The organism is Enterococcus sp. DIV0183 (assembly GCF_050541505.1).
In the GTDB taxonomy this organism is placed as follows: domain Bacteria; phylum Bacillota; class Bacilli; order Lactobacillales; family Enterococcaceae; genus Enterococcus; species Enterococcus faecalis.
In genome coordinates, this window is sequence record NZ_CP172932.1 from 1,198,497 (window position 1) to 1,221,302 (window position 22,806).

21 protein-coding genes are annotated in these 22,806 nt (G+C 36.5%); 15 read left to right on the plus strand and 6 right to left on the minus strand.

Annotated features, from left to right (window positions below):
- Nucleotides 1-10 precede the first annotated feature (10 nt).
- The 5 genes from IGK72_RS05975 to IGK72_RS05995 all read right to left on the minus strand — a co-directional run bounded on the left by IGK72_RS05975 (nucleotide 11) and on the right by IGK72_RS05995 (nucleotide 4,745).
- Nucleotides 11-1,063, minus strand: a complete 1,053-nt coding sequence (locus IGK72_RS05975; RefSeq protein ID WP_002357754.1) for an AI-2E family transporter — start codon at nucleotides 1,061-1,063, stop codon at nucleotides 11-13.
- A gap of 16 nt (nucleotides 1,064-1,079) precedes the next feature.
- Nucleotides 1,080-2,285: a YdcF family protein gene (locus IGK72_RS05980; RefSeq protein ID WP_002382277.1), complete on the minus strand. Its 1,206-nt coding sequence runs from the start codon at nucleotides 2,283-2,285 to the stop codon at nucleotides 1,080-1,082.
- A 155-nt stretch (nucleotides 2,286-2,440) separates the two neighbouring features.
- Nucleotides 2,441-2,641 carry a cold-shock protein gene (locus tag IGK72_RS05985; protein WP_002357750.1) on the minus strand — a complete coding sequence of 67 codons (201 nt, stop codon included), beginning with the start codon at nucleotides 2,639-2,641 and terminating at the stop codon, nucleotides 2,441-2,443.
- 297 nt (nucleotides 2,642-2,938) lie between these two features.
- Nucleotides 2,939-4,060, minus strand: a complete 1,122-nt coding sequence (locus IGK72_RS05990) for a hypothetical protein (RefSeq protein WP_002357749.1) — start codon at nucleotides 4,058-4,060, stop codon at nucleotides 2,939-2,941.
- A gap of 334 nt (nucleotides 4,061-4,394) precedes the next feature.
- Nucleotides 4,395-4,745, minus strand: a complete 351-nt coding sequence (locus tag IGK72_RS05995) for a helix-turn-helix domain-containing protein (RefSeq protein WP_002365589.1) — start codon at nucleotides 4,743-4,745, stop codon at nucleotides 4,395-4,397.
- Between the two features lie 191 nt (nucleotides 4,746-4,936).
- On the opposite strand from IGK72_RS05995, the gene IGK72_RS06000 reads away from it, so the two are divergent.
- The 5 genes from IGK72_RS06000 (at nucleotide 4,937) to IGK72_RS06020 (ending at nucleotide 10,011) form a co-directional block, all read left to right on the plus strand.
- Nucleotides 4,937-6,370 carry an MFS transporter gene (locus IGK72_RS06000; RefSeq protein ID WP_002357746.1) on the plus strand — a complete coding sequence of 478 codons (1,434 nt, stop codon included), beginning with the start codon at nucleotides 4,937-4,939 and terminating at the stop codon, nucleotides 6,368-6,370.
- Between the two features lie 218 nt (nucleotides 6,371-6,588).
- On the plus strand, nucleotides 6,589-7,263 hold the full coding sequence (locus IGK72_RS06005; protein WP_002361745.1) for a metal-dependent hydrolase: 675 nt from the start codon (nucleotides 6,589-6,591) through the stop codon (nucleotides 7,261-7,263).
- Nucleotides 7,264-7,272: 9 nt separating this feature from the next.
- Entirely contained in the window at nucleotides 7,273-8,592 is a 1,320-nt protein-coding gene (locus IGK72_RS06010; RefSeq protein WP_002357743.1) for a DRTGG domain-containing protein, read from the plus strand.
- A gap of 13 nt (nucleotides 8,593-8,605) precedes the next feature.
- Nucleotides 8,606-9,559: a DHH family phosphoesterase gene (locus tag IGK72_RS06015; RefSeq protein ID WP_002357742.1), complete on the plus strand. Its 954-nt coding sequence runs from the start codon at nucleotides 8,606-8,608 to the stop codon at nucleotides 9,557-9,559.
- A gap of 113 nt (nucleotides 9,560-9,672) precedes the next feature.
- A complete protein-coding gene (locus IGK72_RS06020) occupies nucleotides 9,673-10,011 on the plus strand; it encodes a zinc ribbon domain-containing protein YjdM (protein ID WP_002357741.1) in 339 nt (112 codons plus the stop codon).
- A 60-nt stretch (nucleotides 10,012-10,071) separates the two neighbouring features.
- On the opposite strand, the gene IGK72_RS06025 is transcribed toward IGK72_RS06020, so the two are convergent.
- Nucleotides 10,072-10,470 (minus strand): hypothetical protein, encoded by a 399-nt coding sequence (locus tag IGK72_RS06025; protein WP_002382283.1) that lies wholly within the window; start codon nucleotides 10,468-10,470, stop codon nucleotides 10,072-10,074.
- 55 nt (nucleotides 10,471-10,525) lie between these two features.
- Here IGK72_RS06025 and IGK72_RS06030 point away from each other — a divergent pair, with 55 nt between their 5' ends.
- The 10 genes from IGK72_RS06030 (at nucleotide 10,526) to mobA (ending at nucleotide 22,792) form a co-directional block, all read left to right on the plus strand.
- The gene (locus tag IGK72_RS06030) at nucleotides 10,526-11,707 is read left to right on the plus strand and encodes a VanZ family protein (RefSeq protein ID WP_010707619.1); all 1,182 of its coding nucleotides are present in this window, start codon (nucleotides 10,526-10,528) and stop codon (nucleotides 11,705-11,707) included.
- 53 nt (nucleotides 11,708-11,760) lie between these two features.
- On the plus strand, nucleotides 11,761-13,119 hold the full coding sequence (locus IGK72_RS06035) for a DEAD/DEAH box helicase (RefSeq protein ID WP_002385937.1): 1,359 nt from the start codon (nucleotides 11,761-11,763) through the stop codon (nucleotides 13,117-13,119).
- Nucleotides 13,120-13,665: 546 nt separating this feature from the next.
- On the plus strand, nucleotides 13,666-14,349 hold the full coding sequence (locus IGK72_RS06040; protein ID WP_002381934.1) for a helix-turn-helix domain-containing protein: 684 nt from the start codon (nucleotides 13,666-13,668) through the stop codon (nucleotides 14,347-14,349).
- A 345-nt stretch (nucleotides 14,350-14,694) separates the two neighbouring features.
- A complete protein-coding gene (gene alaS / locus IGK72_RS06045) occupies nucleotides 14,695-17,337 on the plus strand; it encodes an alanine--tRNA ligase (protein WP_002357736.1) in 2,643 nt (880 codons plus the stop codon).
- A gap of 202 nt (nucleotides 17,338-17,539) precedes the next feature.
- On the plus strand, nucleotides 17,540-18,256 hold the full coding sequence (locus tag IGK72_RS06050; protein WP_002357733.1) for a tRNA (adenine(22)-N(1))-methyltransferase: 717 nt from the start codon (nucleotides 17,540-17,542) through the stop codon (nucleotides 18,254-18,256).
- On the plus strand, nucleotides 18,240-19,358 hold the full coding sequence (locus IGK72_RS06055) for a Nif3-like dinuclear metal center hexameric protein (RefSeq protein ID WP_023895294.1): 1,119 nt from the start codon (nucleotides 18,240-18,242) through the stop codon (nucleotides 19,356-19,358). Before IGK72_RS06050 ends, IGK72_RS06055 begins: the two co-directional genes overlap by 17 nt.
- A 28-nt stretch (nucleotides 19,359-19,386) precedes the next feature.
- Nucleotides 19,387-20,616 carry a peptidase T gene (pepT, locus tag IGK72_RS06060; protein WP_002360428.1) on the plus strand — a complete coding sequence of 410 codons (1,230 nt, stop codon included), beginning with the start codon at nucleotides 19,387-19,389 and terminating at the stop codon, nucleotides 20,614-20,616.
- A 145-nt stretch (nucleotides 20,617-20,761) separates the two neighbouring features.
- Nucleotides 20,762-21,028: a DUF1294 domain-containing protein gene (locus IGK72_RS06065; protein ID WP_002357729.1), complete on the plus strand. Its 267-nt coding sequence runs from the start codon at nucleotides 20,762-20,764 to the stop codon at nucleotides 21,026-21,028.
- 19 nt (nucleotides 21,029-21,047) lie between these two features.
- Nucleotides 21,048-22,076 (plus strand): lysylphosphatidylglycerol synthase transmembrane domain-containing protein, encoded by a 1,029-nt coding sequence (locus IGK72_RS06070; RefSeq protein WP_002360426.1) that lies wholly within the window; start codon nucleotides 21,048-21,050, stop codon nucleotides 22,074-22,076.
- 140 nt (nucleotides 22,077-22,216) lie between these two features.
- Nucleotides 22,217-22,792: a molybdenum cofactor guanylyltransferase gene (gene mobA / locus IGK72_RS06075; protein WP_002357726.1), complete on the plus strand. Its 576-nt coding sequence runs from the start codon at nucleotides 22,217-22,219 to the stop codon at nucleotides 22,790-22,792.
- The last annotated feature ends 14 nt before the right edge of the window (nucleotides 22,793-22,806 follow it).

Below are 22,806 nucleotides of genomic sequence, written 5' to 3' on the forward strand. Positions count from 1 at the left end.
TCAGCAGAAATTATTCTGCTGAACTATTTTTTTTCACATTAGGTAGACGTTTCAGGCCACGAATTGGTTTTACTTTTAAGACATCTAAGAAGAAAGTGAACACAGGGATTCCTACAATAAGTCCCCATACACCAAAGAGACGCTCACTAACTAATAAAATGACAAACGTATAAAAGATTGGTAACTCTGTTTTACTAGACATGAATTTAGGATTTAGCACGTAAGATTCAAATAAATGAACGATTGTAATTAAAGCTAAGATATAAATCACATCGTTCAAGCCACCTTGGGAATAAGCGATGAAACTTAGCGGAATGCAGGAAATAATCACACCAGCAACTGGGACTAAGCTCAAAATGAAGATCATAATGGCTAAACTAGGTAACTGAGTAAAGCCGATTATCGCCAAGGCCAAGGTAGTAATGACTGTATTCACCACAGCAATGAAAAACTGAGCTTCCATTACGACACCAAATGTGTTGACGAACTTGTTGGCAAAATAATAGATATCCTGAAAAAACCAATCAAAATCACTTTTTAAAAATAACTTAGAAAAATCAGCCATTTGCTTCTTCTCAATCATAAAGAAGAAACTTAAAATAAAGGACATGACAAATGATAAGCCGACAGCGCCAATATCTTGAATGTAGCGTAAAATCATTGAAGCACCATTCTGGAGTTGAGAGAGTAAGTTAGATTTTTCCAAGTATTGATCAATAAATTGCAATACTTGATTTGTATCTGTATGTGGACTTTGATAAAAATCAACTACAGAATTAATCATTTGAGTCGTTTGGTTAACTAGAACGGGAACATATTTAGTAATCGCTAAATAGATTAGAAAAACAACCAATGCATAGGTTAAGAGAACGATGACAATCGTCGGGATTTTCATATAGCGTTGAACAAAATGGACCAAACGAACAGCTAAATAGGTAAAGATAAATGTTAAAAGAATTGTTGTAATCATACTTCTGGATAAATAAAGCACAAAAATAATCAAAGCAAGGACGCAAAAACGTCGCAAACGTTCATTTTGAATAAATTTTTGATACAAACTCATAGGGGAAACTCCTTCTTTACTGAATAATCAATCCTGTTAAGAATAACATAACCATACCGATGGCAGCTAGGCCGCAAACAATAATATGGCGGCGTTTGTACATCACTACAATGGCGATGAACTCTCGAATAAACGCGTTAGGTAAAAAATAAAAAGCGGTTTTTGCACCAATGCCATCAGCTTTTAAGCCAGCCATTCGAGCGAAAAGACCCGCTCGGAAAAGGTGATAATTGTTTGTAGTAAAAATGGCTTGGAAATTAGCATTTCCAAAATCCTCAATCATTGTTTCTTTGGAAAAACGCATATTTTCTAGTGTGTTTTTTGAATGAGCTTCTACTAAAATATCATCATCAGGAATACCTTGTGTCAAAGCATACATTTTCATCGCGACACTTTCAGGAAGTAATTCATCAGGGCCTTGGCCACCAGACATGACGATTTTTGGTGGGTTTAACGTTGCGCGATTTTGAGCCTTGTAAAATTGAATGGCTTTGTTGATGCGGGCTTGCAATAACGGCGGCACAATCTCACCATTGATTAACCCCGAACCTAACACAACAATATAATCCTGTGTATATTTTGGCTGATTAAATTGATACAACGTAGAAACAGTTAAAAAATTATAAAAAACAAACGCGAAATAAGTCAAAATAAATGGCGCAATAGTTAATGGTAAGGAGAGCCACGTTGGTAACAACGATTGAAAAAAGAAATTATAAATTAATAGTAATGTTAAGCCAATTGCCAGCAACAACGTCAACAAGTTCCCTAGAGACCGACCTTCTTTTCTCATAACAACGACCGCATTCCAATAGAGGAAAATAATTAAGGCATAGAGTCCTAAAGCCAAAGCGATAAAAATTGCCAGCAGGGCAATAATTGCTAAGGTGATTAGAAAGTAGTTGTTTGTACGAATCGCAGTAATCCCTAAATAAGTCGCTAGAACCACAAGAAAAATATTAAATAATGTTCCATTCAGTAAACGCCTTTTTTCTTTGAAGTAGAAGAGCGCAAACAAGCCAAAAAAAGCAATGGGAATTAAAAAGAAGGCTGTGCCACGAATGATTTCTAAATATAAAACATATGAGAAGAACATAAAGACAGTCCAGCCAAACATCCACGGCAACCAATCGTGTTCTTTTTTCTTTTTCCGCCACGAGGGAATGAAAAAGAGACCCAATAAATAAACACCTAAAAAGGTTAAATCACCATAAAATTGCATAAATAAACTCCTTTAAAACATTTTTCCTCTTCAGTATAACGAAAACTCTTCAAAAAAAATAGAGGAAGCACTTAGTTTCAGAAAGTTTTCTTGTTCTTTTTTTTATAAAAAAAACCTGACGATTAACGTCAGGTTTTTGAGTCAGTATTGTTTAATTAAGCTTTAGTAACGTTAGTTGCTTGAGGGCCACGTTGACCTTCTTCGATTTCGAAAGTTACTGCTTGACCTTCTTCTAAAGTTTTGAAGCCGTCACCTTGGATAGCTGAGAAATGTACGAATACATCGTTTCCGTTTTCTGCAGTGATGAAGCCAAAGCCTTTGTCTGAGTTAAACCATTTTACTGTACCTGTTTCCATAATAAATATCCTCCTAGATGTGTGTTATAACACATTCATATTTTGCAATTACTTGAAAGGTGAAAAATGTGGAAGATGTTTATTTGAAACAGCTACCCATATTACCGAACAAAAACTACATCTATTACTATAGCATACTAACTGGTTTTTGTATAGCGATAACCTTATTTTCTTTTTTATCGGATGTTTTTTAAAAACTAGAAAGTGAAGATAAGGCTGTTATAGTGCTGTTTCAATAAGTCTCAGAAAAAAAGCCCATTGTAAGGCGCTTTCTTACAATGGGCTTTTTGCCTGTTTTTAATAACGGAGGATAGCCGCTAAAGACTTTTCATCTGGTGCAGCTTTTTGGTCTAAAACAAAAACTTGACCGCCGTTTTGAATGACTTGGTAAGCAATGGTGTTTAAAAGTTTGCGGCGATCGTACTCTTCAGATGACATTTCATTGTTTTCAGTAACAAAGAGTGACGTTGCAATAAAAAGATGGGAAATTTTGCCGTCAGCTGCCGCTGGCGAAATATCTGTAAATTGATCTAAGAATTTACGATCTAGTAATTTGTTATAAGAAGCTGTTTCTTTTTCTGTTAACTCTGCAGCTATTTTTTCACTAGCGCTGCGGATATCTTGAATGGTTGCTTGTGCAGGTGAAGCAGCAACTGAAATTGAGCAATCATAATAAGGATTTTTAGCAATCTTTTTAAAGAGTGTTTGGTTTTCTGGTAAAGCATAAAGATAAAGCGGTAATTTTTCAGGATTATCCAGTTGATCTTTTAAGAAAGTATCGACTGCTTGATAGTAGTTCACCCAATCAATTTCAACTTCTTTATCTTTAGTATTGATGCTATGATAAGCGACACCTTCTTTAGAACCGTTAGAACTACCTTGAGTTGAAAAGTTTAAATTACCACCCGTTAATTCATCACCTAAAGCTGTGACCACGTCTGTTGGCGCGTCTTTAGGCAATTCAACAGGAGTCACAGTCGTATGATCGACTTTGTAAAGTTTCATTGAATCGCGATTTAGAGCAAGTAGGTAATAATGGTAGTTAAATTGTTTGTCTTTGACTAGTCCAAGTAAATAAGGGATCGTGTCCACGTAATATTGATCGTCAACGGGCACATCTAATCGTTGAACAAAGGTGTTTTCTGGAGATAAGATGATTGAAACACTTGCTGTGCCGTTGCGCCAGAAGGAAGCATCAGCTAGAAGTGCGTCAATTTTTTCTTGGAAAACAGCCCATTTTTCCTCAGGAAATTTTTTTTCAAAGCGTGTTTTTGCCGCTTTTGCAAAATTTTTCAAAACAAGCGAATCTTTTTCTACGTTTTGATGAGCGACATGGGTGTTAAACAAGAAAGTAACAAACGGTCCATGAACTTCTTCAGAAAATAATGTTGATAAGCTATCTTTTTTTTGATTTGCCATAATAAAATCCCCCTTCTAAAAGTAAGTGTAGCACAGGAAATCGAATGTTTAAAACAATATGTTCAATAAAAGAAAACGCTTTAAATAATCTAAATAAAGGACTGTTAATGGTGTTCTAATAAAAGTTTTATAAAAAATATAGCTGAAACTCATGATAAAAAAGGCACAAACCACTATACTTACGTTATGCCAATTATCCCGAATTGGTTTTTTCATACTTACTCCTACCAAGAGTAAATAACAACCTTCATTTCCACCACAGACGACGGTCGTGGTGGTTTTTTTGTTTAGGTTCTAGTTTTTGCTATCAATGACTAGGAGAAGTGAACGTTCTTTAAGAATTTGTCATTTCAAATTTACGGAACCGCAAGAAACGATTTGCTTCTTCCTCTAACTGAGTAATTTCTTCTTCTGTTAACTCTTCCGTAGTAATGTGAATATGTAACTCTTTTTGTGTGCTTGTCATAGGTGCCTGATGATTAATCTCTGTTTGTTGGGTGCGGCCCATTAAATAGTCCAAGGAGACAGAAAAATAGTCTGCTATTTTTAAAAGATTCTCTACTTTAGGCGAAGAGGTATCCCAACGACGAATTTGTCCATTGGAAATGCCGACGTTTCTTTCTAATTGGGCGAGGGTTAGTTGCCTTGACTGAGCTAATTGTTTAATGCGAGAAATTAAGGTCATTTCAAGTCCTCCTTGTGTTTTCCGTTTGCTAATTTTAAATTAGCGTAAAAGCGAATGGTTGTCAATTGCGAGCGTGTAATAAGAAGGTGAACATCTCATGAGTGATTTTTTAGAAAATTTCCGATGAAAAAAAGAAGAAATAGAGTTATTATTAGTAAGTAAACTGTTTTGGAGCGAGAGGGGATGAATCAATGGAGAAAATTAAAAGTTACCAAGAGGATTCTGAAGTGCAGAAAAATCGTTGGTGGATCTTAGTTTCTGTGGCTATGTTTACCTTCATGTCTACATTAGATTCCAGCATTGTAAATATTGCTTTACCGACTATTTCAAAAGAAATGTCCGTACCCATGAATCAAGCGGAATGGGTCGTATCTATTTATTTAATGGTTGTCTGTGCTTGTTTATTATTATTTGGAAAAATTGGCGACAGTTTTGGAAAAATAAAAGTTTATCGAATTGGCACGGTTATTTTTACGATTGGTTCGTTACTTTGTGGCTTTAATCAATCGCTGAGCTTTCTATTATTTGCGCGAGTCGTTCAAAGTATTGGTGCTAGCATGACCATGGCGACCAATTCAGGAATTATTACGGAAGTATTCCCTTTAAATGAAAGAGGGCGGGCGCTTGGTGCAGTAGGTGCCTTTGTCTCTTTAGGCGCGATTGCTGGTCCTGGGATTGGTGGATTGATCTTATCAAACTTTTCTTGGTCGTATATTTTTTGGATTAATGTTCCTGTGGGGCTAGTTACAATTTTAATTGGCGAAAAGTTTCTACCAAAAGATATTACAAAAACAAAAGAAAAAATCGATTTTTCAGGATTTGCTTGTATTGCCATTGCGATTATGACGTTCTTCGGCGGGATTTTCCTCGGACAAGAGAGCGGGTTTGGCTCGTTACAATCCTATTTATTGTTCATTATTGCAGTAATCGCATTAGGATTATTTATAATGGTTGAACGAAAAAGAAAAAGCCCACTTATTAAGTTCGCAATTTTTAAAAACAAAATTTTTACTTTAAGTTTATTGTCCGCCGTTTTAATTTTTGCCTCAAACTTTTTTGTAAATGTTGTCATTCCATTTTATTTGCAGGATGCACGCAAACTAAGTGCTAGTTATGCTGGTCTATTAATGATGGTATTTCCTTTATTAATGGTGGTTGGGGCTCCTCTGAGTGGCTATTTGACGGATAAAATTGGCCCAGGTATTTTAACATTTGGCGGATTGTTGCTCTTGTGCTGTACGTCGTTAATGTATATGTTTTTAGATATGAATTCGCCTATCTGGTATTATGTGATTGCAACAGCCATTATGGGCTTGGGAAATGCACTTTTCCAGTCTCCAAACAATACAATGGTTATGAGCAGTGTTGAAAAGCAAGATTTAGGTGTAGCAGGAAGTATGAATTCTTTTGCTAGAAACTTAGGGATGGTCATTGGGATTGCGTTGTCAACGACCATTTTATATCGTGGTATGAGCGAAGCCTATGGTGAACGAGTAACCACGTATCTGGCTAATCGCCCAGATATATTTATTGTGGGAATGCGTGAAACCTTTTTTGTCGCCTTTCTATTATGTGTGGCGGCCTTTATATTAACGATTTTACGTTTTCGGAAAACAACCAAATAAGTAAAACCAAATAAGTAAAAAGAAGCAGACGAGAAAGATTCATGATTTTTCTCGTCTGTTTCTTTACTAGCTAAGAAAATAAGCAAATGCGATTGTATATTTCTAATTCTCTGTTACAATAAAGAAAGTAAACTGTACTAAACTGTACTACTTTTAAGAATGAATTTGACGATTAATTATCATAAGAGTGTGTAGAAAATACCGTAGGAGGAATACAAATGGAACTGATAGGACATGGACATTCATGTATTGAAATTCGTCTAAACGACGGCACGAACCTTTTATTTGATCCTTTTATTAATGGCAACCCTTTAGCGGACGTTTCACTTGAAGATTTACACCCTGATTACATCTTAATCACCCACGGACACAGCGATCATATTGGCGATATGCTAGCAATTGCTCAAGCCAACAAGGCAACGATTATTGCGATAGCTGAAGTGGCTACGTATGCACAGTCGCAAGGGGTAAAAGCGCATGGAATGAATCTAGGTGGGCGTTATGTCTTTCCTTTTGGTTCGGTTAAATTTGTGCCAGCTTTGCATAGTTCCGGTTATGAAATAGACGGCGTAATGACCTACATGGGCGAAGCAAGTGGGATTATTTTAGAAGCAGAAGATAAAAAAATTTATCACGCTGGTGATACGGCGTTGTTTTCAGATATGCGCCTTTTTGCAAAAGACAAATCCATTGATGTAGCGTTCTTACCAATTGGCGATAATTATACGATGGGACCAGAGGATGCGCTAGAAGCAGTCTCTTACTTAAATCCCGAAATAACCATTCCAATTCATTACAATACCTTTCCTGTTATCCAACAAAATCCAGCAATATTCGTAGAGCAAGTAGTTGGCGGGAAAGTATTAAACCCAGGAGAGACGATCCTAGTTTAGGAGGAAATTATGGCGACGAAACATGATCAAATTTTAAAACATATTGAAGAATTACCAATTGGCGATCGAATCTCTGTTCGAAGCATTGCCAAAAGTTTAAGTGTTAGTGAAGGAACAGCGTATCGGGCCATCAAAGATGCAGAAAATATTGGGCTTGTTTCCACCATTCAACGTGTTGGTACGATACGAATTGAGCGGAAGTTAAAAAAACATATTGAAAAATTAACATTTGGTGAAGTGGTCCGGATTATTGAAGGGGATGTGTTAGGCGGTAGCTCTGGTCTAGACAAAGTCCTTAATAAATTTGTAATTGGTGCGATGACAGAAACCGCGATGACGCGATATATTACTCCCGGATCCTTAATGATTGTTGGTAACCGCCAAGGTGTGCAAAAGCTTGCTTTAGAAAATGGGGCAGCCGTTTTAATTACAGGTGGATTTGAAACATCTGAAGAGATTGCGCAGTTAGCAGATCGTCTGGGTATGCCTGTCTTGAGAACCACATACGATACATTTACTGTGGCTACTATGATTAACCGTGCTTTAAGTGATCAGCTGATTAAAAAAGACATTTTACTCGTCAGTGATATTTATACAGCGCTTGAAAAAACCAATTATTTGTTGACAACTCAAACGATTGCAGATTATCAGGCATTATCTGAAAGTACCCATCATTCTCGTTTCCCAGTAGTAAATAAGAAATTACGTTTAGTGGGGATTGTCACAGCCAAAGATGTCATTGGTAAAAGTGAACATTTAACCGTGGATAAAGTCATGACAAAGGACCCCAATGTTGTGAAAAAGATGATGAGTGTAGCGAGTGTCAGTCATCAAATGATTTGGGATGGTCTAGAAGTCATGCCGGTGGTGGAAGATGATTTAGCGCTTGTTGGGATTGTTTCTCGCCAAGATGTGATGAAAGCTATGCAATTGGTGCAACGACAACCACAAATTGCAGATACAATTTCAGATCAAATTTCCGGGGAAGTGATGCCTGTTGAAGAAAATGGCAAAGAAACAACCCGTTTTCGTTTTTCGGTTGCGCCCCAAATGGTTAACAGTGTTGGTACTATCTCGTTCGGTGTCCTAAGTGAAATTATTTCTAACGTGACACAACGAACAATGTTGATGAATCAAAAAAGAAATGTACTAATTGAACAAGTGAATCTACATTATTTGCGGCTAATCCAGTTGGAAAGTGAATTGGACATTCGTCCACGGATTTTAGAAATTGGTCGTCGCTCTGCAAAATTAGATATTGAAGTTTATTTAGAAAATGTCATTGTGGCAAAAGCAATTGTTGTTTGCCAAGTGATGGAGAGAACGTAGGAGGCTACAAAGAATGGACGTAGTAAAAGAAATTATGGCAGCAATTAAACAATATGAAACAATTATTATTCATAGACATCAAAGGCCGGATCCAGATGCAATTGGCTCACAGGTTGGGTTAGCAGAACTCTTAAGAGCGAGCTTTCCTGAAAAAAATATTTATCAAGTAGGCGGACCAGTGGAAGGCTTAGAGTTTTTAGCTGAAATGGACGTTATTACTGACGATGTCTATCGAGGTGCATTAGTCATTGTAACAGATACTGCAAATGCTCCACGAATTAGTGATGCGCGTTTTTCTTTAGGCGATCAATTAATTAAAATCGATCATCATCCGAATGATGAACCTTATGGAGATTTAGTTTGGGTGAATACAAATGCAAGTAGTTGTAGTGAAATTATTGTTGATTTTTGGCAACAGCATTTAGCAGAATTAACGATGACAGATAATGCAGCTCGTTTATTGTATGCTGGGATTGTGGGGGATACAGGACGTTTTCTTTATCCTTCCACTTCGGCGCATACACTCGCTGTCGCTGCGCAATTGCGTACGTTTAACTTTAATGCAGCAGACTTAAATCGTGAGTTAGACCAAATGCCTTTAAAGGTTGCTAAATTAGCGGGTTATATTTATCAAAATTTAGAAATCGACGCAAATGGCGCTGCTCGTGTCGTTTTACCACAAAGTATTTTAAACAGTTATGATATTGTCGATTCTGAAACGGCAGCCATTGTTTCAATGCCAGGAAAAATTGAAGATGTTCTCTCATGGGCAATCTTTGTTGAACAGCCGGAAGGTTATTATCGCGTTCGGTTACGTTCCAAAGGGCCAATCATTAATACAATTGCTAAAAAACATCATGGCGGCGGCCATCCTTTGGCAAGTGGCGCTAATGCACGTGATGCGGCTGAAATTGAAGTGATTTACCAAGAAATCCAAGCAGCTTGCCAAGAGTGGGCGCAAAAATAAATAAGTAATTAGAAAGTAGTTATCGGACGTTGATAAATCATTAGGACTACTTTTCATTCACTAGAAAATAAGGTAAAATGAAAAAGAATTATTTTTTACAAAGGAGAACGTTAATGACAGAGCAATTACCAAACTGCCCTGAATGTGGGTCGGCATATGCCTATGAAGATCGCGGATTATTTATTTGTCCAGAATGCGGTCATGAATGGTCACCAACAGAAGAAGTTGCAGAAGAAGGCTTAGTAGTTAAGGATTCAAATGGCAATCTTTTAGCGGATGGTGACAGTGTTACTGTAATCAAAGATTTGAAAGTTAAAGGTGCCAGTGGCGCAATTAAACAAGGCACAAAAGTGAAAAACATTCGTTTAGTGGAAGGTGATCATAACATCGATTGTAAGGTAGATGGCTTTGGTCCAATGAAGTTAAAATCAGAGTTTGTTAAGAAAAATTAAATTTCATTTGAATGATGAGACAGTAAGAGTCTAGGACACAACCATCGTCCTAGACTCTTACTAATGTTTATCGGTCTTGTATTTTATCATTGTACGAAGGCCGTGCCAAGCGTTGTAAAGTGTGAGGATTAACCCGATACCTAAAGGAATCCATAACCATTGCGGAGAATAAGCGGCATCTTTTAACGTTTCAGGGTTGATGGTCCATGATTCTTGCAATACTTGGAAACTAAAAACCATGAGAAATGTTGAAATAAGTAACAAAATAAACCGTAAATAATGAATCGTTGTTTGACGGTGAATCAGTGCAAAGAGTAAGTAGAGCACAAGTAAAAATAGCGGCACTCCAAACGCAAAATATGGCTGTAACATGAGAACGTCCTCCTTTTTCTTAATGATACTGCAAAGGAGAGGATTTGCAAAATAAAATTTATTGTTGGTACATTTTTTTAGAAACAAGTATAGTGTTATTGAGGCATTCATACTTGAAATTGTTTATCTTGGAGGGATTTTTATGGCAGTATATAGCGAACCAATTAAATGGGCAATCATTATTTTCCCGTTTCTAGCATTTTTTATTTCTGGGGCATTATTAATCTATGAATACCGCAAATATGGTTCATTTGTTTGGACACGAGCAATGATTTTGTATTCATTTGTTTTTTATTTATTATGTGCCTATTTCTTGGTAATTTTACCGTTGCCATCTCGAGCAGAAGTGGCTCAATACACAGGACCAACAATGGAACTGCGGCCTTTTCATTTTATTTCAGGGATTTTAAACGAAACTGTTTTTTCGATCAAAGATCCTAGTACGTATTTGCCAGCATTAAAACAACATGCCGTTTTAGAACCACTGTTTAATGTTTTATTAGTTTTACCTTTTGGTGTGTATTTACGGTATTATTTCAAATGTTCATTTTTAAAAACAGTTCTTGCGAGTTTTTTATTGTCATTATTTTTTGAATTAACACAGTTATCTGGCCTTTATTTTATTTATCCACGTTCGTATCGCTTGGCGGATGTCAATGATTTAATTAATAATACCGTCGGAGGCATGGTCGGTTATTGGTTGACGCCACTCTTTACCTTTTTATTGCCAACACGAGAAGAAATTGATGCCACCTCTTATGAAAAAGGGCAGACAGTTAGCCTGTTGAGACGTTTCTTTGCATGGGGGATTGATTGGTTGGTGATTGGCTTTGTGCAAGGCCTGCTCGTTTTTGGACTAAATTTCATTCCAGCTTATAAAAATTGGGCAACCAATTATCCGATTTTTTCAGATCGGATGTGGTTCTTTATCATGGTGTTTGCGGTCTTTATCGTCATGATGAAACTGACAAATGGTCAAACGTTAGGGAAAAAAGTTGTTCGCATTCGGGTGGTTGAAACAGGACATGAAAAAATTCGTTTAAAAGCCTTGTTTGTTCGCTACGGTTATTTGTATTTTGTGTATGGTTTAATTAGTATTTATCTAGCCAATGCCACTGATTTATTGAATTCTTCTAATCGGATGTTGCAAATGGTGTCACTGCTTCTGTATTTGTTCTGTTTAATTTTATATTTACTGTTTTTGATCAACGTTTTGTTAACCTTGATTCGTAAAAAACGGCGTTTGTTTTATGAAAAAGCCAGCCATACTTATACAGTCAGTACATTAGAAGTTGCGAAAACAAAGGAATCAGCAGGTGAGTAAAAGTTGTTTTTGTGTTATAATGCCAAAGTGCATAAAGAATTTAACGAGAAGAGGTGAGGCAAGTGCCTTCATTTAAACAATTTCAATTTCAACCTTTTATCAACGAAGCACTCGCAGAAAAAGGGTTTGAAGAACCAACAGAAGTCCAAGAAAAATTAATCCCAATCATTAAGAAAGGGAAAAGTGTCATTGGACAATCGCAAACAGGAAGTGGAAAGACGCATACTTTTTTACTTCCATTAATGGATAAAGTTAAGCCAACTATCGACGAAGTACAAATTGTGATTACTGCGCCTAGTCGTGAATTAGCCAATCAAATTTATCAAGAAGCGCAGCAACTGGCTCGTTTCAGTCAACCAGAAATTCGAGTGTCAAATTTTGTTGGCGGAACAGATAAACAACGTCAATTAAATAAATTAAAGCATCAGCAACCTCATGTGGTGATTGGTACACCAGGGCGTATTTTAGATATGATGAATGAACAAGCCTTGAAAGTGCATACGGCTTTTGCCTTTGTTGTCGATGAAGCAGACATGACATTAGATATGGGCTTTTTAGCAGAAGTCGATCAAATTGCGGGTCGTTTGCCAGAAAAATTACAAATGCTCGTTTTTTCTGCAACCATTCCAGAAAAATTACGACCATTTTTAAAAAAATATTTAGAAAATCCAGTGATTGAACATATCAAACCAAAAGCAGTTATTTCAGAAACAATTGACAATTGGTTGATTTCCACCAAAGGAAAAAACAGCAATCAAATAATTTATCAATTATTGACTATCGGGCATCCTTATTTAGCGATTGTTTTTGCAAATACTAAACAAAGAGTTGATGAAATCACCGATTACTTAAAAGATCAGGGCCTAAAAGTTGCCAAAATTCATGGAGACATTACACCACGCGAAAGAAAACGTGTGATGCGTCAAGTTCAAAATCTTGACTACCAATATGTAGTAGCTACTGATTTAGCCGCACGTGGGATTGATATTGAAGGGGTTTCACATGTCATCAATGCAGAAGTTCCACATGAATTGGACTTCTTTATCCATCGGGTTGGCCGCACAGGACGTAATGGATTGAATGGGACTGCCATAACATTATATTCACCAGCAGATGATGAAGCGATTACTCAGATTGAGCAGTTAGGTGTTTCTTTCAAACCAAAAGAAATTAAAAATGGTGAGATTGTAGAGACGTATGATCGCAACCGTCGAACAAAACGAGAAAAATCTCGAGAAGAATTAGACCCAACGTTAATTGGTTTAGTGAAAAAGAAAAAGAAAAAAATTAAACCAGGATACAAGAAAAAAATTAATTGGGCAATTGAAGACAGCAATAAGAAAAAACGTAAAATTGAACGTCGTCAAAAAGATCGTTCTGCTAGAAAAGCAAAAAAGAATTCTTCTAACTAAAAACGTTGTAGATTATAAAAAGTAAGGGACTAGAATCGTAAAGATTTTAGTCCCTTACTTTTTATATGATAAATATTTAAGTCACTTTTAAAATAACTCTTTTTTAAAAGTAGTTATCGTTAAAAGTAGAGAAAATTACCGATTAATTGTAAAGATTTTTGTCGAAAACATCAAAATGTTAGTATTAAACATCAACATTTTGATGTTTTCTCAAGAAAAAAATAATAAAATTACAGAATTTTTGGCGTGTTTTAGCAAAAAGTAGGAAGTTTCGGCACTTTTTTTGTTAAAAAATCAGCTTTATTAGTTGATATTAAAGGAAATTCATTTTTTTTTACGGAGGATAAAAAAATTTTACACACAAAAAAAATCATTTTCTAATATAATATAAATAACCACCAAAATAAAGAATAAAGGAGCGAAGAGAGATGAAGATAAAAAGGTGTTTATTAACCAATCGATGGAGAAAACACGCGATTTGGTAACGTATTTTGATTGGTGCGTTTAGTTATTGGTAGCAGAAAGAGTTCTAGGAGGAAAGAAGAAATGAGAAGGATTTTGGTATTAACAAAGAACATTTTAGTTGAGCAAACATTTCAGCAGCAATTACAACATTTAAATTATGAAGTCTTTTGTACGAACTGCTGTGAAGAAACTATAGAACATGAGTTAACTTTTTTTAATTATTTTGATGCAATTGTATTAAGCGAAACACTATCTCAGAACGATTGCTTGAGATTATTAGGAAGTCTTTCATCGTTAGAGAAGCCGATTTATCGACGTTCACAATCGATGTGTAATAAACGTGAAGCGGAGATTTGGCAGGAAAGAGGTATTATCCGGTGGTTAGGCCTCAAAGATTCATTGGAAGATATTCGTGAAAAAATTGACACTGTCGATCAAAGTTTTGCCGAAGTCACAGCCGAGCTACTTGATGACCAAGTAAAAAAGATTCGCTTTACAAAAAACGAACAACGCTTTTTAAAAATCTTGTATCAGCATGCCCACGAAGGGTTGGATCGTGATCAAATTTGTCGCTTGCTTTGGCAGAAAGAACCAGATGCTTCTACAAAATCGCAGCTGTCTTTCGTATGTAAACGAGTGAAACAAAAATTTAGTGATGCAGGTATGAACGAAGAGATTATTACAACCTCTTGGGGAAAAGGGTATCAAATAAATGAACAAATTTTGCCTTATTTAGAGCAAACGTTATTTGAAACAGCTCAGTAAGGAAAGATTCCTACGAAAACAATTGACTTTTTAGCAGATCTTTCTTATACTTTTGACTATAAGCTAAAGGATATGAGGAATCTTATTTTGATCACAGAAAGCCGTTCATTGCTGAGAGAAGGGCATCAGATAAATTTACTTGCTCCCTTTAGATGGACTTGATAGAAATATCAACGCGACTCTGCGTTATAGAGCTTAAGAGGTAATGATCCAACATCATTGCAATCAAGGTGGTACCGCGAGCAATCGTCCTTGACTGCAATGGTGTTTTTTTTGTTCACAGTCTGCCGCTTAAGAGGGTACAAAACATAAATAGTTAATTATTAATAGAAAGTAGGAAAATCAATGAAAGAATTAACAAGTAGTCAAGTTCGTCAAATGTATTTAGACTTCTTTAAGTCTAAAGGACATTCAGTAGAACCAAGTGCTTCTTTAGTACCAGTAAACGATCCGACATTATTATGGATTAACTCTGGTGTTGCAACCTTGAAAAAATATTTTGATGGCTCTGTTGTGCCAGAAAATCCAAGAATTACGAATGCTCAAAAATCTATTCGTACAAATGATATTGAGAATGTTGGGAAAACGGCTCGTCATCATACAATGTTTGAAATGTTAGGGAACTTCTCAATTGGAGATTATTTTAAAAATGAAGCGATTCACTGGGCCTGGGAATTTTTAACTGGTGCTGAATGGCTTGCTTTTGACCCAGAAAAATTATATGTGACTGTTTATCCGAAAGATACAGAAGCAAAACGCATTTGGCGTGATGAAGTTGGTTTATCTGAAGACCATATTATTGATGTAGAAGATAACTTCTGGGATATCGGTGCTGGTCCTAGTGGTCCGGATACGGAAATCTTTTATGATCGCGGCGAAGAATTTTTAGATATTCCAGAAGATGATCCAGAAAATTATCCTGGTGGCGAAAATGAACGCTATTTAGAAATTTGGAACTTAGTGTTCTCTGAATTTAACCATACACCAGAAGATACGTACGAACCATTACCACATAAAAACATTGATACGGGCATGGGCTTGGAACGTGTTGTATCTATCATTCAAGATGCACCAACAAATTTTGAAACTGATTTATTTATGCCAATCATTCATGCGGTAGAAGCTTTAGGAACTAACGTGAAATATGGAGATGCACCACAAACGGATGTTTCCTTTAAAGTGATTGCTGACCATATTCGTGCTTTATCCTTTGCAATTGGTGATGGTGCGCTTCCTTCAAATGAAGGTCGTGGCTATGTGTTACGTCGTTTATTACGTCGTGCGGTAATGCACGGGAAAAAATTAGGCATTAATGAAGCCTTTTTATACAAATTAGTGCCTGTTGTTGGCGAAATCATGGTAAGCTACTATCCAGAAGTATTACAACAAAAAGACTTCATCGAAAAAGTGGTTCGGACAGAGGAAGAACGTTTCCATGAAACCATCAATGAAGGTTTAAGCATGTTAAATGAGGTTATTAAAGAAGTTAAAGATGCAAAAGGCGATACATTAGATGGAAAAATTATCTTCAAACTTTATGATACTTTTGGCTTCCCCGTAGAATTAACGGAAGAAGTTGCAGAAGATGAAGGCTTGAAAGTCGACCATGCTGGGTTTGAAACAGAAATGGAAGCACAGCGTGAACGTGCTCGTTCTGCCCGCAGTAAAGAAACTTCAATGGGTGTTCAATCTGCTTTATTAACAGATATTAAAGTAGAAAGTAAATTTGTTGGCTATACAGAATTAACACATGATAGTGAATTATTTGTTATTATTCAAGGTGACGCACTAGTAAATGAAGCATCTGCAGGAACAGCCGAATTAATTTTTGCTGAAACACCATTTTATGCTGAAATGGGTGGACAAATTGCTGACCGCGGCTATGTAAAAAATACCGCAGGGGAAGTCGTTGCCAACGTGGTGGATGTGAAAAAAGCACCAAACGGTCAATTTTTACACAAAGTAGAAGTTTTGGCGCCATTAGCAGAAGGTCAAATTTATCAATTGCAAGTGGACGAACGGATGCGGACACGTATTTTGAAAAATCATACGGCAACCCATTTATTGCATCGTGCTTTAAAAGATGTGTTAGGGGAGCATGCCAACCAAGCAGGCTCATTAGTTGCACCAGGACATCTACGTTTTGACTTTACTCATTTTGGGCAAGTTACATCAGAAGAACTAGCGCGGATGGAAGCCATCGTTAACGAAAAAATCTGGGAAGCTATTCCTGTTGTCACAATTGAAACAGATATTGATACAGCGAAAAACATGGGCGCAATGGCGTTATTTGGCGAAAAATATGGCAAAGAAGTCCGTGTAGTTAATATTGGGGATTACTCTATCGAATTATGTGGTGGAACACACGTTGCTAATACAGAAGATATCGGGATTTTCAAAATTGTTTCTGAATCTGGAATTGGTGCAGGAGTACGCCGTATTGAAGCAGTGACGAGTAAAGAAGCGTATCAACTTTTACAAGAAGAAGAACGTCAATTGAAAGAGATTGCTACATTAGTTAAATCACCTCAATTAAAAGAAGTGGTTACGAAAACAGAGCAATTGCAACAACAATTACGTGATCTACAAAAAGAAAACGAACAATTGGCAGGCAAATTAGCGAACCAACAAGCTGGTGACATTTTTAAAGATGTCAAAGACATCAATGGTGTTCGTTATATTGCCGCTCAAGTCAATGTTAAAGACATGAATCAATTACGCCAATTGGCTGACCAATGGAAACAAAAAGAATTGTCTGATGTACTAGTTCTAGCAACTGCACAAGATGAAAAAGTAAGCTTGTTAGCGGCTATGACAAAAGACATGAACGGAAAAGGCTTAAAAGCCGGTGACTTAATCAAAGCAATTGCGCCAAAAGTTGGCGGTGGCGGCGGTGGTCGTCCTGATATGGCTCAAGCTGGTGGGAAAAATCCAGCAGGGATTGCGGATGCCTTAGCAGAAGTTGAAAACTGGTTGGCAAATGCCTAATTAAAAATGTTTTCCCTATTATTAATATAAGGAGAATGCTCTTTATAGCAATAATGACAGCCCTCTTCAAAGTTATGAAATTGATTTTGAAGGGGGTTCTTTTTTTTAAATGATTAAGGAGAGGAAACAGTAGATTGCACGAATGTGTAAGTTTTCATCTTCAATTGACAATGGTATAATAAGCAACGGAGGAATCAAAAATATGAATGAAAATCAATTATCAAAACGTCTCGCAACGGTTGGTGATTTAATCCCTAGAGGAAGTCGCTTAGCAGACATTGGTTCAGACCATGCTTATTTACCAGTTGCTTTAATGTTAGAAAATAAACTGTCTTTTGCTGTGGCTGGGGAAGTGGTGGAAGGCCCCTATCAATCTGCCAAAACCCAAGTCAGTAAATCCAATTTGACGGATAAAATTATCGTACGTTTAGCGAACGGGCTAGATGCAATTGAACCTGAAGATCAAATAGACGTCATTAGTATTTGTGGAATGGGCGGCACATTAATCCGAGATATTTTAGAAGCTGGACGCAAAAAAAATCGTTTAACAGGGAAGGAACGCCTTGTTTTACAACCGAATATTGGTGAACCAACTTTACGCCGCTGGTTAATGGCAAATGACTACAGTATTATTGATGAAACAATCGTGGAAGAAAACCGTAAATTGTATGAAATTATCGTAGCCGAAAAAACAGAGCAATCCGTTTCTTATACGGACCAAGAATTACTATTTGGGCCAGTTTTAATTAAAAAACAAGGACCGGTTTTTACTAAAAAATGGCAACGAGAATTAAAACAGCGCAAAACTGTTCTTGCACAACTAGCAAAAGCAAGTGGAGAACATATTGAAAAGCAAGCGAAACTACAGCAAGACCAACAATTAATTGAGGAGGTACTGGCCAATGGCTGTGAACGGTAAGACATTGATTCGACGCTTCAATGACTATTGTCCCGAATGGTTAGCAGAAACGGGAGATCCTGTGGGCTTGCACATTGGTACATTAGATAAACCAATTGAAAATGTGATGGTTACCTTAGATGTTCGTCCTGAGGTCGTTGCAGAAGCAATTGAGAAGCAGGTTGATTTAATTATTGCGAAACACCCACCTATTTTCCGCCCAGTTAAGCGATTAACCACAGATAATTTTCAAGAAAAAATGTACGCTGATTTATTAAAACACGATATTGCTGTTTACGCAGCGCATACTAACATGGATATTATTGACAATGGGCTAAATGATTGGTTTTGTGAATTATTGGGAATTAAACAGACCACCTTTTTAACTAAAACACATACTGTTCCTTATAAAAAATTAGCCGTTTTTGTGCCAATTGATGAAGCTCCGCAAATGAGAGAAGCTTTAGGTCTAGCTGGCGCCGGATCTCAAGGTGATTATTCTAAAACAAGTTACTCTTTAATTGGAACAGGACGTTTTACACCAACACAAGGAGCAAATCCCACGATTGGCGAAATTGGTCAAGAAAGTGTCGTCCAAGAAGCAAAAATCGAAGTGATTTTCCCCGAAACTAAGCAAGAACAAGTTCTTTCAGCTATGTTACAGGCGCATCCTTATGAAGAACCGGCGTATGATGTTTATACCATTGAAAATCAATCAAAAGAATTTGGTTTAGGTCGGGTTGGAGTATTAGACAAGCCTGTGAGGCTCTCTGATTTTGTACAGCAAGTCAAGGAAGCTTTCCAATTGGACGGCTTGCGGGTCATTGCAAAAGATGATACTAAAATGATTCAACGGGTAGCCATTTGTGGTGGAAGTGGTGAAAAGTTCTATCATGATGCATTACGTAAACAAGCCGATGTCTATATTACTGGTGATGTGTATTATCATACGGCACATGACATGATTGCTGAAGATTTACCAGTTATCGATCCTGGTCATTACATTGAAGCGCTTTGTAAGCCAAAACTTGTGGAATTAATGAATCAATGGAAACAAGAAAATGAGTGGGCTGTATCCATTTTTGAATCAGAAGCGAATACCAACCCATTTCGTTTTAAATAAAAAATGAAGATTAAAGGAGTGTTCTTTTATGTATGAAAATTTATTACCTCGTTTTTTACGCTATGTGAAAACAGAAACACGCTCAGATGCAACAAGCACAACGACACCATCAACACAAACACAAGTAGCCTTTGCACAAACCTTAAAAAAAGAATTAGAAGAATTAGGAATGAGCGATGTTATTTATAACGAAACAAATGGTTTTGTGATTGCTACGTTACCTAGTAACGTGGAGAAAGACGTTCGTTCAATCGGCTTTATTGCCCATATGGATACCGCTGATTTTAATGCAGTGAATGTTTCTCCGCAAATTGTTGAGAACTATGACGGAGAATCAACGATTCCTTTAGATAAAGAAGGCAAATTCACTTTAAATACGAAAGACTTTCCTAACTTAAAAAATTATCGTGGTGAAACACTTATCACAACAGATGGTACCACTTTATTAGGGGCTGATGATAAATCAGGTATTGCGGAAATAATGACAGCCATGGAATATTTAATTAATCACCCAGAAATTAAACATGGCACCATTCGTGTGGCTTTCGGTCCTGACGAAGAAATTGGTGTAGGTGCCGACAAATTTGATGTCGCTCAATTTAACGTGGATTTTGCTTATACAATGGATGGCGGACCAGTAGGTGAATTACAATTTGAAACGTTTAATGCGGCGCAAGCAGAAATTACAATTCAAGGGAAAAACGTTCATCCAGGAACAGCCAAAAATACAATGATTAATGCGTTACAATTAGGAATTGATTTCCATAATGCCTTACCTGCTGACGAAGTTCCAGAAAAAACAGCAGGTGAAGAAGGCTTTTATCATTTAGCAGCGTTTGCTGGAACGCCAGAAGAAGCTACAATGACGTATATTATTCGCGATCACAATCGCGAGATTTTTGAAGCACGTAAAGCTAAAATTAAAGAAATTCAGCAAACATTGAATGCACCATTTGATGAAGAACGAATCAAAGTTGATTTATTTGATCAATACTATAATATGCGAGAAGTGATTGAAAAAGATATGTCCATTGTCGAAATTGCTAAACAAGCAATGGAAGAATTGTCAATTCAACCAATTATTGAACCTGTTCGCGGTGGAACGGATGGCTCAAAAATTTCTTATTTAGGGATTCCCACACCAAATATCTTTGCTGGTGGCGAAAATATGCATGGCCGTTTTGAATTTGTTTCATTACAAGCCATGGAAAAAGCGACCAATGTGATTATTAAAATTGCTGAATTAAATGCAAAATAAATGAGACACTCAATAGGAAAGTAAGAAAACGGGCAACCGAGAACTTACTTTCCTGTTGTAGTTTCATGAGTCATTGAAAAATTTTTTGCAATTAGAATCAGAACAAGGTATCCTAGTACAGTAACTAGTTAGGAGGCCAGAAAGAATGCTTCAGTGGATAGTAATCATTTATTTCCTCGTCATTAATTTAGTATTGTTTAGTATGATGGGTTATGATAAAAAACAAGCAAAACGTGGGGACTGGCGTATTCCAGAACGCCGCTTATTGACGATAGGACTTGTCGGTGGCGGTCTAGGTGGGCTAATGGGACAAAAGAAATTTCATCATAAAACCCAAAAACCAGTTTTTGCATTGTGTTATTCAATTGGCGTAATCGCGATGATTAGTTGCATCTATCTAACGTTTAAGTAAGAACAAAAAAGGAGAAGCGATGAAAGGAAAAGTAAAAATTGGCTTAAATATGTTGTTAATGATTATCGTTTTAGGCGTAATCTTTTATGTCATGGATAATTCATTAAGTGATATTTTTGCTCAACTGATGGAAACGAGTTGGCTGGTGCTGATTGCTGTTATTTTTTTTGGAGTAGTTTATCAATTTGCAGAAGGGCGCTCAATCAAGGAAATAGCTCGTTATTTTAACAAAGACTTTACAACAGTGGATGGTTTTTTTACTTCTTGTTATGTAGCATTTTATCGGATTATTTCATTTGGCACGGGAACCTTGCTTTCAGAAATTTATTTTTATAAGAAAAAGGGAATTCCTGTTTCTAAAAGTGTGGGGATAACGGCATTACATATGATTATGTACAAAGCAGCCGTGATTTTTTTAGCAATTATTGGTTTGATTATTCAATTTTCCCTGTTTTATGAAAATGCGCCTAAGATGATTCCGTTCATTTTAGCAGGTGTTATTTTAACATTAGTAATAATTGCAGCATTACTTATTTTATCTAGTAGCTTAAAGTTGCAAGTTTTATTGGTTAAGTTTGCCAATCGTTGGTTTAAACGACCAAAACTAAGAGATTGGGTGGATAATTGTAATTTACAAATCTATTCCTTGCGTGCAGCTGTCCAAACAATTACACAAGATCGCTCAGCGTTGCTTCGAATCTTTTCATGGAATGTATTTAAATTATTATTTTGGTACATTATTCCTTACATTGTTTTAGTAGAAAATCACCCGAATATTGATTTATTATTAGTGATGTCCTTTACCAGTTTTGCTGTTATTCTTTCAGGAGTTATTCCGACACCTGCTGGCATTGGTCCATTTGAATTTGTTTACTTATTGTTGTTTAAACCATTGGTCGGCAATGTTGATGCTGTAGCATCTGTTTTACTGTATCGATTTGGTAGCTTTGTGTTACCCTTTTTGATTGGCTTGGTTTATGTCGCCATTGAGAAACGAAAATCATTACGCATTGAGATTGAAGAAATAAAACGTCAAACAGATGAATAAGATAGAACGAGAAAAAGAGCGACTCTTTTTCTCGTTCTTTTTTTTTAAAAGGAATTGACTTGTACGAGGGATGTCTTATAATAGACTTAATACATGACTAAAAAATATTTTTTTGAACTAATAAAAATTATGGTAAAGGGGTGGCGAAAATTATTGCTGATTGTACAGCAGTGCTGTTATGCGGCGGGAAAAGTTCACGGATGGGATTTGATAAAGCATTATTGAAAATTCAAGGCCAATACGTGATCTTGCAAACAGCTGAAAAGTTAATGGAACTGTTCGAAGAGGTTATTTTAGTAACGAATGATAGTCAAAAATTTCCTAAGGCGTTTAGAAAATGCACAATCATTCAAGATATGTATCTTGGAAAGGGGCCATTAGGTGGGATTGTGACAGCAATGAACTATACTCAGAAAGCTGAAGTGTTTGTAATTGCCTGTGATATACCAACTTTTTCTCCTAAACTTGTGTATCAGTTAGCCTCTAAGCGTGGACAAAATCAAGTAACAATCTTTGACTTTGAAGGTCGTCAAGAACCATTATTTGGCTTTTATCGATGTTCTTGTTTACCAACATTTCAAAAACAGCTTGCGCAAAATAACTATCAGGTTCGCCAAGAATTTGAGCGTCTATCTGTAAAAACGGTGCAACTATCAAAAGAGAATCAACTTAAAAATGTCAATCGAAAAGAAGAATTGTCTCAGTGGTATCGATAAAAAGGAGGAATCGT